The organism is Modestobacter sp. I12A-02662 (assembly GCF_041028325.1).
Lineage (GTDB): Bacteria > Actinomycetota > Actinomycetes > Mycobacteriales > Geodermatophilaceae > Modestobacter.
The window spans coordinates 334350-346041 of sequence record NZ_JABGDE010000004.1; the positions used below are offsets into that span (position 1 = coordinate 334350).

Below are 11692 nucleotides of genomic sequence, written 5' to 3' on the forward strand. Positions count from 1 at the left end.
GACCTCGCGAGCTCGGTCACAGGAAGGACTCGCCGAGGCCCGCGGCGGCGATCCAGCCGCGCAGCCACTGCATCGCCTCGGTCCATGCGCCGGTGACCAGCAGCAGCCCGACCAGCACCAGGACGGCGCCACCGAACCGGGTGACCGCGCGGGCGTGCCGGCGCAGGAACGACGTCGCCCCCACCGCCCAGCGCGCCCCCAGCGCGACGACGACGAACGGCACGCCCAGGCCCAGGCAGTAGGCGAGGCCGAGGAACGCGCCGCGGCCGGCGGTGGCCTCGACGAACGCCAGGCTCTGCACCGCGGAGAGGGTCGGCCCGAGGCACGGCGTCCAGCCCAGGCCGAACACCACGCCGAGCAGCGGGGCGCCGGCCAGGCCCACCGCCGGGCGGACCGCCAGCCGCTTGGTCCGCTGCAGCACCGGCAGCCAGCCCAGGAAACCCAGCCCGACCACGACGGTGACCACGCCCATGACCCGGGTGATGACGTCGTTGTGCTCCATCAGCAGCCGCCCCAGCCCCCCGACGGCGGTGCTCAGCGCGACGAAGACGACGGTGAAGCCGAGGACGAACAGCAGCGCGCCGAGCACCATCCGGCCGCGGGGGGACCGCTCGTCGACCGCCGGGCGCACCGCCGTCGCCACCGCGCCGCCCGGGCCGGCCGGCACGGGAGCGGCGCTCGGGGCACCGGCGCCGACCAGGCCGGTGACGTAGGACAGGTAGCCGGGCACCAGCGGCAGCACGCAGGGCGAGGCGAAGCTGATCAGCCCGGCCAGCGCGGCGACGGCGGCCGCGACCAGCAGCGGGCCGTCGGTGACGAGACCGGTGATGCCGTCGTCCACCTCAGGCCTCCCCGATCAGCTGCTGCAGCACGGTGCGCAGGTCGTCCTGGCGCACCTCACCGGTGTACACCGCGGCGACCCGGTTCTCCCGGTCCAGCACGATCGTGGACGGGATCGCCGTCGCCGGGTAGTCCCGGAACGCCAGCGCCACCTCGCCCTTGGGGTCGTAGAGCGAGGGGAAGGTGATCGCCCTGCTCTCCAGGAAGGCCGTCGCGAGCTGCTCGGTGTCCTTGACGTTGAGGCCGAGGAACTGCACACCGTCGTCGGCGACCTCGGTGTAGACCTCCTGGAACTGCGGCGTCTCCACCCGGCAGGGCGGGCACCAGGAGCCCCAGAAGTTGAGCACCGCGATGTCGCCGGCCAGCGAGCCGGAGGTGAACTCCTCGCCGGTGAGCAGGGTGCCGGAGAACTCCGGGGCGGTCTGCCGCTCGGCGTCGGCGATCACCTCGCCGGCCGGCGTGCCGGCGACGAAGCGGAACTCCCCGCCGTTGTTCACGTCGACGGCGTCCGACCCGGTGCTGCAGCCGGTCAGCGCGGCCAGCGCCAGGACGGCGGTGAGCAGGGCCCGCGCCCTACGCACCGGGCACCGCGTCGGGGTCGGTCGCCCCGGCCGGCTCGGCGTAGTCCAGCCGGACGAACCGGTCGCCGTCGTAGGTGAGCGAGGTGACGCTGGCCAGGCCGCACTGCCGGCGGCGCGGGTCGTGCACGTACCGGCGGGCCTCCATGTGCAGCCTCAGGGTCCAGATCGGCAGCTGGTGGCTGACGAGCACCGCCTCGTGCCCGCGCGCGGCGTCCCGGGCCGCCTCGACCGCGCCGAGCATCCGGGCGGCGATCTCGACGTAGGGCTCCCCCCACGACGGCCGGAACGGGTTCCGGAGCAGCCACCAGTTGGCCGGCCGGCGCAGCGCACCGTCCCCGACGCCGAACGTCTTGCCCTGGAACGAGTTGCCGGCCTCGATCAGCCGGTCGTCGGTGCCGATCGGCAGGCCGAGGGTCTCCGCGATCGGCCGGGCCGTCTGCTGGGCCCGCTCCAGCGGGCTGGACACCAGGTGCGTGACGTCCTTGCCGGCGAACCACTCCCCCGCCGTGAGCGCCATCGCCTCCCCGGTCACCGACAGCCGGAAGCCGGGCAGCCGGCCGTAGAGGATGCCGTCGGGGTTGTGCACCTCGCCGTGCCGCAGCAGGTGGACGACGGTCCGCTCGGTCACGATGTCCTCCGGTTCGCTCCGCGGGCCGCTCCGCTCCTCGCTGCGATGCTCACGCCCCTGTCCGCTCACGGGGAGAGCTCCTGGGCGTCGTAGGACTCGGGTGACGGGGCGGGCCCGCCCTGCGCCGCAGCGGCCGCGCGTGCGGCGCCGGGGAGTGCCGCGAGCACGTGCCCGACCGCGTCGTCGTCCAGGGCGGCGCTGACGAACCACGCCTCGAACGCCGACGGGGGCAGGTAGACGCCCTGCGCCAGCATCGAGTGGAAGAAGGCCGTGTGCGCGGCGACGTCCTGGCTGCGGGCGTCGTCGTAGTCGCGCACCTGCCGCTCGTCGGGGACGAAGAAGACCGAGAACATGTTGCCGGCCTGCTGCACCCGGTGCGGCACCCCCGCCGAGTACAGCGCGGCGCCGGCGGCACCGCGCAGGGTGGCCGCGACCTCGTCGCAGCGGGCGTAGACCTCGTCGGTGCACAGCCGCAGGGTGGTCAGCCCGGCGGCCACCGCGACCGGGTTCCCGGCGAGCGTGCCCGCCTGGTAGACCGGCCCGGCCGGGGCCAGCTGGTCCATCACCTCGGCCCGGCCGCCGAACGCCGCCGCGGGCATGCCGCCGCCCATCACCTTGCCGAAGGTGAACAGGTCGGCGTCGACCGGGTCGAGGCCGTACCAGCCGGAGCGGGAGACCCGGAAACCGGTCATCACCTCGTCGAGCACCAGCAGCGCGCCGTGCGCGGCGGTGATCCGGCGCAGCGCGGCGTTGAAGCCGTCCAGCGGCGGGACGACGCCCATGTTGCCGGCCGCCGCCTCGCTGATCACGCAGGCGATCTGCTCCCCGCGCTCGGCGAACACCGCCTCGACCGCGGTCACGTCGTTGTAGGGCAGCACGACCGTGTCGGCGGCGGCGCCGGTGGTGACGCCGGGGGTGTCCGGCAGCCCGAGGGTCGCCACCCCGGAGCCCGCGGAGGCCAGCAGCGCGTCGACGTGGCCGTGGTAGCAGCCGGCGAACTTCACCACCAGCGGGCGGCCGGTGACCCCGCGGGCCAGCCGGACGGCGGACAGCACGGCCTCGGTGCCGGAGTTGACCAGCCGCACCCGCTCGACCGGCGCGATCCGGCCGGCGATCTCCTCGGCCAGGTCGACCTCACCGGCGGTAGGTGTGCCGAAGGTGAACCCCCGCCGGGCCGCCTCGGTCACCGCGGCCACCACCTCGGGGTGGGCGTGCCCGAGGATCATCGGGCCCCAGGAGGCCACGAGGTCGACGTACCGGCGGCCGTCGGCGTCGGTCAGCCAGGCGCCGGACCCCTGCGTCATGAACCGCGGGGTGCCGCCGACGGCCCGGAAGGCGCGCACCGGCGAGTTGACCCCGCCCGGCGTCACCCGCCCGGCCCGCTCGAACAGCCGCGCCGACACGGGCGCCTCGTAGGCGTACGGCTCGCTCACGCTCTCACTCTCCCAGGCGTGCCTGTGTGGCTCGCGACGTACTGGAACGGCCCCGCTGCAGGGGCCCGACACGAGCTCGCGGGTGTCGGGGCCAGGCCCCGTCCAGAGGCTCGCCCTGAGCTTGCGAGGGGTGAGGAGGACGGGGTCCTTCCACCTTCTTCAGCGGAGCCAGCGGGCGGCCTCGACCGCCCAGTAGGTGAGCACCGACCCGGCGCCGGCCCGGCGGATCGCGGTGAGCGTCTCCAGGACGGCCCGCCGCCGGTCCACCCAGCCGTGCGCCGCGGCGGCCTCGACCATCGCGTACTCGCCGCTCACCTGGTACGCGCTGACCGGGACGTCGACGGCGTCGGCGACCCTCGCGACGATGTCCAGGTAGGGCAGCGCCGGCTTGACCATGACCGCGTCGGCGCCCTCGGCGAGGTCCTGCGCGACCTCCCGCAGCGCCTCGTCGGCGTTCGGCGGGTCCATCTGGTAGGTCGAGCGGTCACCGAACTGCGGCGCGCCCTCGGCGGCCTCCCGGAACGGGCCGTAGAAGCCGGAGGCGTACTTGGCCGCGTAGGCCAGGATCGGCGTCTCGGTGGACGCGGCGCTGTCCAGCCCGGCGCGGATCGCCGCGACCTGGCCGTCCATCATCCCGCTGGGCGCGATGACGTGCGCCCCGGCCTGCGCCTGGGCGATCGCGACGGCGGCGTACCGGTCCAGGGTCGGGTCGTTGTCCACGACCATCGCCCCGCCCTGCCCCCGGAGCGGACCCCTGGCCGGGGTGACCACGCCGCAGTGCCCGTGGTCGGTGTACTCGCACAGGCACAGGTCGGCCATCAGCACCAGCGCGTCGCCGAGGTCGGCCCGCAGCTGCTGCAGCGCCACGTTGACCACGCCGTCGGCGGCGTCGGCCTGCGAGCCGACCGGGTCCTTCTCCGCCGGGATGCCGAACAGCATCAGGCCGCTGATCCCGGCCTCGGCCGCCTCGTGCGCGGCCTTCCGCAGCGACTCCTGGGTGTGCTGGACGACGCCGGGCATCGAGCTGATCGGCTGCGGTTCGGCGAGGCCCTCCTTGACGAACACCGGCAGGACCAGGTCGGCCGGGGCGAGCCGGGTCTGCGCCGTCCAGCGGCGCATCGCCGGGGTCGACCGCAGCCGGCGGCCCCGGGCGAAGCCCGGGGCCGACCCGCCCTGCTGCCCCCCGCCCACACCACCCCGACCGGCGGTCACTTGGTGTCCCCGCCCTCCGCCTCGGCCCGGCGGGCCAGGGCGAACTCGGCGAGCGCGTCGACCAGCGGGCCGACGGCGGCCGTCTCCGGCTGCACGTCCACGCGCAGGCCGAACTCGGTGGCGCTGGCCGCCGTCGCCGGGCCGATCACCGCGACGACCGTCTTGGCGTGCGGCTTGCCGGCGATGCCGACCAGGTTGCGCACCGTGCTCGAGGAGGTGAAGCAGACGGCGTCGAAGCCGCCGCCCTTGATCGCCTCGCGCACCGCCGCCGCCGGCGGCGCCGCCCGGACGGTGCGGTAGGCGGTGACGTCGTCGATCTCCCAGCCGCGTTCCTTCAGGCCCGCGGCGAGGGTCTCGGTGGCGATGTCGGCGCGGGGCAGCAGCACCCGGTCGATCGGGTCGAACACGTCGTCGTAGGGCGGGAAGTCCGCCAGCAGGCCCTCGCTGGACTGCTCACCGGTGGGCACCAGCTCCGGCGCGATGCCGAAGTCGCGCACCGCCTGGGCGGTCTGCTCGCCGACGCAGGCGACCTTGACCCCGGCGAAGGCGCGGGCGTCCAGGCCGAGCTCGACGAACTTCTCCCGCACCGCGCGGACGGCGTTGGTGGAGGTGAACACGATCCAGCCGTACCGGCCGGTGACCAGGCCCTTCACGGCGCGGTCCATCTGCGCGGGGCTGCGCGGCGGCTCGACGGCGATGGTGGGCACCTCGACGGGGACGGCGCCGTAGGCGCGCAGCCGGTCGCTCATCTCGCCGGCCTGCTCCTTGGTGCGCGGCACCAGCACCCGCCAGCCGAACAGCGGCCGGCTCTCCCACCAGGAGAGCTTGGCGCGCTTGTCCACCGCCGAGCCGACGCTGACCACGACCGGGCCGGCCAGGCTGTCCAGCCCGGCGCTCTTCTCGGCGACGGCGGCGAGCTTGGCGGCGACGCTCTTCTGCGACGTGCCGCTGCCCTCGGTGGTCACCAGGACCGGCGTGCTGCCGGACAGGCCGCCCTCGGCCAGCCCGGCGGCGACGGTCGGCAGCTGGTCCGCGGTCGCCTGCAGCACCAGGGTGGCGCCGGTGCGGGCGGCCGCGGCGGCGAGCGCGCCCAGGTCGGCCGGGGACTCGGTGCCCGGGCGCAGGTCGGCGGTCAGCGACGTGCTCCCGGGCGCGACCCCGCCGTACGCCGGGACGGCGGTGCTCACCGCGACGCCCGGGACGACGTCGAACGGGATGCTGGTGCGGGTGACCGCCAGCGCCTCCTTGACCACGGCGTCGCTGGTGAACGGGTCGCCGGCGACCAGCCGGACGACGACGCCGCCGGTCTTGGCGGCGGTGACGGCCGCCTTCGCGACCTCGGCGGGCTCGCCGGTGGCCGGCGTCAGCTCGAGGTCCGGGTTGGCCTCGCGGACGGCGTCCTGCACCGCCGTGGACACGTCGGGGTCGACGAGGACGGCGTCGGCGCCGGCGATCGCGGCCGAGGCCCGGGCGGTGAGCAGCTCGGGATCGCCGGGCCCGGCGCCCACGAAGACGACGGTGCCCTTCCGGCCGGTGTTCTGCTTGCGTGAGCGCGTCATCGCGTGCTCCTGTTCCTGCCCCCTGGCGGGGGTCGCTGCGGGTGGTGCCGGACGAGTGGGGGGTGGGGTGGGCCGGGTGGACGGCGCTGCTGCCCGCCGGGAGGCGGTCACCGGGGACCGGCCATGAGCGCGGCGGCGCCGCGGTCGAGCAGCTCCGCGGCGAGCTGCCGGCCCAGGTCCTCGGGCGCGGCGGCCGGGCCGGTGAGCGAGCCGCGGACGGCGTCGCTGCCGTCGATGGCGGTGACGGAGGCGCGCAGGTACAGCTCGGCGGCGCCGTCCTCGTCCTCGGCGAGCTCGGCGTGCGCGGCCACCGGGGCGCTGCAGCCGGCCTCGAGGGCGGCGAGGACCGCGCGCTCCGCGGCGACGCAGGTCCGCGCGGCCGGGTCCTCGAGGTCGGCGAGCAGCTCCCGGATCCGGGCGTCGTCGCTGCGGCACTCCACGGCCAGCGCGCCCTGCGCCGGGGCGGGCAGGACCTGGATCGGGTCGAGGACCTCGGTGACGGCGGCCAGCCGGCCGAGCCGGGCCAAGCCCGCGCGGGCCAGGACGACGGCGTCCAGGTCGCCCGGCCCGCCGTCGCGGCCGGTGACCCGGGCCATCCGGGTGTCGACGTTGCCGCGGATCGGCACGACCTCCAGCCCGAGGCCGAGGGCGCGCAGCTGGGCCATCCGCCGCGGCGCGCCGGTGCCGACGCGGGACCCGGCCGGGAGCTCCCCGAGGGTCAGCCCGTCGCGGGCGATGAGCACGTCGCGGGGGTCCTGCCGGGTCGGCACCGCAGCCAGCGCGAGGCCGGGGGCGGGCGCGGTCGGCAGGTCCTTGTAGCTGTGCACCGCCAGGTCGACCGAGCCGGCCAGCAGCGCCTCGCGCAGCGCGGCGACGAAGACGCCGGTGCCGCCGAGCTGGCTGATCGCGGCCTGCGACCGGTCGCCGTAGGTGCTCACGGGCACCAGCTCCACCGGCACGCCGTGGGCGGCGGTGAGGGCGTCGGCGACGTGCTGGGACTGGGTCAGCGCCAGCTGGCTGCCCCGGGTGCCCAGCCGGAGCGGGGCGGTCACGCGGTGGCCCCGGCGTCGCGGTCGCGCGGGGTCTCCGGCGTCCGGACGTCCAGCGCGGACAGCCGGATGCCGCCGGCCGGCTGCGGGTCCACGGCGACCGCCCGGGACAGCGCGGTGCCGTCGACGTCGGCGTCCCCGGACAGGCCCAGCCCGAACAGCGCGCGCAGCGCGTCGGCGTAGTCGGTGCCCCCCGGGGCGCCGGCCAGCTCCTTCACGCGCACGGTGGGCTCGTGCAGCAGCTTGTCCACGACCCGGCGGACGGTGCGCGCGATCTCGCTGCGGGCCTTGGCGTCGAGGTCCGGCAGCCGGGTGGACAGCCGCAGCAGCTCCGCGTCGACGACCTCGGCGGCCTGGCTGCGCAGCGCGGAGACGGTCGGGGCGACCGCCGCGGCCTGCCGCTCGGCGCGGAGCATCGAGGTCTCCAGCTCCACGAGGGCGTGCGCGGCGGCGATGTCGTCGGCGGCGACCGAGCCCGCGACCGGGCGCCCGTCGTTGGCCGCGCGCTCCCCCTGCAGCATCGCCAGGTCGACGACGTGCACGCCGGGGAGACCGGCGACGGCGGGCTCGACGTCCCGGGGCAGGGCCAGGTCGACGACGACCAGCGGGCGGTGGCCGCGGCCGGCCATGGCCGTGCCGACGACGTCGGTGCCGACGACGGTGCCCGTCGCGCCGGTGCAGGTGATCAGCACGTCGGCGACCGCGAGCTCGGCCGGGAGCCGTTCGAGGTCGGCCTGCCGGCCGCCGACGGCCTCCGCCAGCCGGGCGGCGTGGTCCGGCGTCCGGCTGCTGACGGTCACCGCGGCCCCGCGACGGGCCAGCGTGGTGGCGGCCAGGGCGCCCATGGAGCCCGCGCCGACCACGAGCACCGGCCGGCCGGTGAGGTCGCCGAGCACCTCGGACGCCCGGTCCAGGGCGACCGACACCAGCGAGGCGCCGGCCCGGTCGATGCCCGTCTCGCTGTGCACCCGCTTGCCCACCCGCAGGGCGCGCTGCGCGATGGGGTGCAGCTCGCGACCCACGGTGCCCTGCTCCTGGGCCAGCGCGTACGCGGCGCGGAGCTGGCCGAGCACCTGGGTCTCGCCGACCACCATGGAGTCCAGGCCCGCGGCGACGGTGCACAGGTGCGCGATCGCCTGGTCCTCGTAGTAGACGGTGACGTAGGGGGCCAGCTCCTCGACGGTGGCCCCGGCGTGCCGGGCGAGGACCCGGCTGACGTCGGTGATGCCACCGTGGAAGCGGTCGACCTCGGCGAACACCTCGATGCGGTTGCAGGTGGCCAGCACGAGGACCTCGCTGACGTGGTCGCTGTCGACCAGCTCGTGCAGCGTCTTGACCGTGTCGTCACCGGACATGCTGACCTGCTCGAGCAGCGTGACCGGGGCGGTCTGGTGGCTGATGCCGACGGCGAGCAGGCTCATCGGGCACCTCCCGCGGCGGTCGGCAGCTGCCCGGCGCCGTCCCGCTGCTGATCGAGGAAGGCCAGCACCTGCAGCTCGACGGACAGGTCCACCTTGCGGACGTCGACGCCCGCGGGCACCGACAACGCCACCGGCGCGAAGTTCAAGATGCTCCTCACCCCGGCCGCGACGAGCCGGTCGCAGACCGACTGGGCCACGTCGGCCGGTGTCGTGATGACCCCGATGGACGCCTGGCTGTCGGCGACGACGGTCTCGAGGTCGTCGACCGGGCGCACGCTGAGCCCGCCCACCCGCTCGCCGACCCGGCGGGGGTCGGCGTCCAGCAGGCCGACGAACTCGAAGCCCCGGCTGGCGAAGCCGGAGTAGTCGGCCAGCGCGGAGCCGAGCCGTCCGATGCCCACGAGGACGCACGCGCGGGGCTGCTCGCCGCCCAGCACCTCGGTCAGCCGGCCCCGGAGGCCCGCCACCGAGTAGCCGACGCCGCGCACGCCGCACGGGCCGAGGTGGGAGAGGTCCTTGCGCAGCCCGGCGGGGTTGACCCCGGCGGCCGAGGCGAGCTCTCCGGAGGAGACGTGCGTCCGGCCGCCGTCGGCGAGGCCGGCCAGCACCCGCAGGTACACGGCCAGTCGGGCGACGGTGGCCTCCGGGATGATCCGGGGCCGCGACTGGGTCACGAGCGAACTCCACAGCGGTCCGTCCCCGTCCCGGCGGACCGGGGCGGTGGGACGATCGGGGAACAGGGGCACGGGCGCGTCCGCACCCGGCGTCCTCACGGTAGCCGCTTGTGAACGCCTGAACAAAGTCGGCGAAGACGTCCCCGCAGGTGATCGCGCTCCGCTGTGGTAGAGGACACGCCTGGGGAACCCGCGGACGGGTAGTCCGGGCCGGTCAGCCGATGCCGAGGTCCCGGCGGAGCCGCGTCACGTCGACGGTGAAGTAGCTGTGCTCCCGGCCGTCGAGCAGGACCACGGGCACCCGGTCGCCGTACTCGGCCCGCAGCTCGTCGTCGGTGTCGACGTCCACCAGCCCGGGCACCAGCCCCGCCTCGGCGGCGATCCGGGTGAGCGTCTCCTCGGCGGTGACGCACAGGTGGCAGCCCGAGCGGGTGAGCAGCTGCAGCCGCGGCTGCGGATCAGTCACCGGGCACCTCATCGTCCGCGGCGGCGGCCGCCGCCAGCTCCAGGCCGAGCTCGCGCAGCCGGGCCCGGCTCACCTTTCCCGCCAGCGAGTGCGGCAGCTCGGGGACGACGTGCACCGCGGCCGGGACCTTGAACCGGGCCAGCGACCGGCCCGCGTGCTCGCGCAGCTCGGCCTCGGTGACCTCGCTGCCCGGGACCAGGACGACGACGGCGTGCACCGCCTCCCCGGTGCGGGCGTCGGGGAGACCGATGACCGCGCTCTCGGCCACGCCCGGGTGCTCGTCGAGCACCCGCTCCACCTCGCCCGGGTAGACGTTGAAGCCGCTGACGATGACGAGGTCGCGCCGCCGGTCGACCAGTCGCAGGTCGCCGTCGGCGTCCCGGTAGGCGATGTCCCCGGTGGTCAGCCAGCCGTCGGCGTCGGGCCCGTCGGCGCCGTCGGGCCAGTAGCCGGAGAAGAGGTTCGGTCCGCGGGCGCAGATCTCACCGGCCTCGCCGTCCTCCTCGCCGGCTCCGAAGGGGTCGCCGAAGACGTCCTCGCGGACCAGGTCGCCCGGGTCCGGCCCGGCCGCCGGCCCTCCCGCGGTGTCCCGCAGCCGCAGCTCCACGCCGGGCAGCGGACCCCCGATGCACTGCGGCTTGGGCCGGCCGGTGGCCAGCGTGCTTGCCAGCACCGGCCCTGCCTCGGTGAGCCCGTAGCCCTCCCAGACGGTGACCGCGGCCCGCTCCCGCATCGCGCCGAACAGCTCGGCGGGCATCGGGGCGGCGCCGCAGCTGGCGGTCCGGACGGCGGCGAAGCCGCGGCGCAGGTCGGCGTCGCTGCCGGCGGCGTCGGCCGCCGCGAGCCAGGCGGAGTACATCGGCGGCGCGCCGGGCACCGCGGTGACCTCCTCCTCCGCCATCAGCCGCAGCGTGGCGACCGGCTCGAAGGTGTCGACCAGGACGGCGCACGCCGCGGTGGCCGCGACCAGGCCCCAGCCGCTGGTGAAGCCGTAGGCGTGGAACAGCGGGAGGACGACGAGCACCCGGTCGCCGGCGCGCACCGGCGGCGGCTCGAGCGCCAGGCACTGCTGCTGGTTGGCCAGGAGCGCGCCGTGGGTGAGCATCGCGCCCCGCGGCCGGCCCGTCGTCCCGCTGGTGTAGGCCAGCAGCGCGAGCGCCGCCGGGTCCTCCGGGTCCGCCGGGGCCGGACCGTCGGCCGTCGGTGCGGCGCCGAGGACGGGGACGCCGGCCACCTCCCCGCGCCCGGGCGGGCCGACGAGCAGCCGGGCTCCGGAGTCGGCGAGCAGGTGGGCGATCTCCGGGTCGGTGTAGGCGGTGTTGACCGGGACCACCACCAGGCCGGCCCGGAGCGCGCCCATGACCGCGACCACCCAGTCGACGCCGTTGGGCAGCTGCACCGCGACCCGCTCCCCGGACGTGAGGCCGCGGGCGGCGAAGCCGGCCGCCGACCGGTCGACCAGGTCGTCCAGCTCGGCCCAGGTCACCCGCCGCGCACCGGCCACGAGGGCCGGGGACCCGCCCGCGGTGGTGGCCGCCCGGCGGACGAGCGCAGAGAGGGAGCGGACCCCACCCACCACAGTGGCGGCCTGGTCGAGCGGCACGGGACCTCCTCGGGACGGCGCGACACCGACCGGCGGGCCGGTTCCGGCGCTGCCGGGACGCAGGGGCACGATGTTGTCACCACGGGGCACGGGTCGCACCGTCCAGGCGTGCGCGATCGGACCGGGGGACTCCCGCTCCGCCGGCCGGCGGCACCGCACCCGGCCGCGCGGCGCCGGCCACGCGTTCGCCGACGTCCAACGCGCCGCCGCTGATCGACGTGCCGCT

Annotated in this window: 11 protein-coding genes; all 11 read right to left on the reverse strand. The window is 76.4% G+C overall.

The features are described from left to right. Positions 1-16: 16 nt before the first annotated feature. The 11 genes from HL189_RS06760 to HL189_RS06810 all read right to left on the reverse strand — a co-directional run bounded on the left by HL189_RS06760 (position 17) and on the right by HL189_RS06810 (position 11466). Positions 17-841 carry a cytochrome c biogenesis CcdA family protein gene (locus tag HL189_RS06760; protein ID WP_369132919.1) on the reverse strand — a complete coding sequence of 275 codons (825 nt, stop codon included), beginning with the start codon at positions 839-841 and terminating at the stop codon, positions 17-19. Position 842: 1 nt separating this feature from the next. Then, positions 843-1421: a TlpA family protein disulfide reductase gene (locus tag HL189_RS06765; protein ID WP_369132920.1), complete on the reverse strand. Its 579-nt coding sequence runs from the start codon at positions 1419-1421 to the stop codon at positions 843-845. Continuing rightward, entirely contained in the window at positions 1414-2049 is a 636-nt protein-coding gene (locus tag HL189_RS06770) for a histidine phosphatase family protein (protein WP_369132921.1), read from the reverse strand. Before HL189_RS06770 ends, HL189_RS06765 begins: the two co-directional genes overlap by 8 nt. A gap of 65 nt (positions 2050-2114) precedes the next feature. Further along, positions 2115-3482 (reverse strand): glutamate-1-semialdehyde 2,1-aminomutase, encoded by a 1368-nt coding sequence (gene hemL, locus HL189_RS06775; RefSeq protein ID WP_369132922.1) that lies wholly within the window; start codon positions 3480-3482, stop codon positions 2115-2117. Positions 3483-3641: 159 nt separating this feature from the next. Continuing rightward, entirely contained in the window at positions 3642-4694 is a 1053-nt protein-coding gene (gene hemB, locus HL189_RS06780; RefSeq protein WP_369132923.1) for a porphobilinogen synthase, read from the reverse strand. After that, complete coding sequence (locus HL189_RS06785; protein ID WP_369132924.1) at positions 4691-6253, reverse strand: uroporphyrinogen-III synthase; 1563 nt, start codon at positions 6251-6253, stop codon at positions 4691-4693. Before HL189_RS06785 ends, hemB begins: the two co-directional genes overlap by 4 nt. 107 nt (positions 6254-6360) lie before the next feature. Beyond that, a complete protein-coding gene (hemC, locus tag HL189_RS06790) occupies positions 6361-7305 on the reverse strand; it encodes a hydroxymethylbilane synthase (protein ID WP_369132925.1) in 945 nt (314 codons plus the stop codon). Next, complete coding sequence (locus HL189_RS06795) at positions 7302-8723, reverse strand: glutamyl-tRNA reductase (RefSeq protein ID WP_369132926.1); 1422 nt, start codon at positions 8721-8723, stop codon at positions 7302-7304. Before HL189_RS06795 ends, hemC begins: the two co-directional genes overlap by 4 nt. Next, positions 8720-9397, reverse strand: a complete 678-nt coding sequence (locus HL189_RS06800) for a redox-sensing transcriptional repressor Rex (RefSeq protein WP_369132927.1) — start codon at positions 9395-9397, stop codon at positions 8720-8722. The genes HL189_RS06795 and HL189_RS06800 overlap by 4 nt, the downstream gene beginning before the upstream one ends. Before the next feature lie 214 nt (positions 9398-9611). Continuing rightward, on the reverse strand, positions 9612-9863 hold the full coding sequence (locus HL189_RS06805) for a glutaredoxin family protein (protein WP_369132928.1): 252 nt from the start codon (positions 9861-9863) through the stop codon (positions 9612-9614). Then, a complete protein-coding gene (locus HL189_RS06810; RefSeq protein ID WP_369132929.1) occupies positions 9856-11466 on the reverse strand; it encodes an AMP-binding protein in 1611 nt (536 codons plus the stop codon). Before HL189_RS06810 ends, HL189_RS06805 begins: the two co-directional genes overlap by 8 nt. Positions 11467-11692 lie beyond the last annotated feature (226 nt).

Excerpts from the sequence above, each read along its gene's own strand:
- HL189_RS06795 (WP_369132926.1), bottom strand. The coding sequence starts at position 8,723 with ATGAGCCTGCTCGCCGTCGGCATCAGCCACCAGACCGCCCCGGTCACG.
- HL189_RS06785 (WP_369132924.1), bottom strand. The coding sequence starts at position 6,253 with ATGACGCGCTCACGCAAGCAGAACACCGGCCGGAAGGGCACCGTCGTC.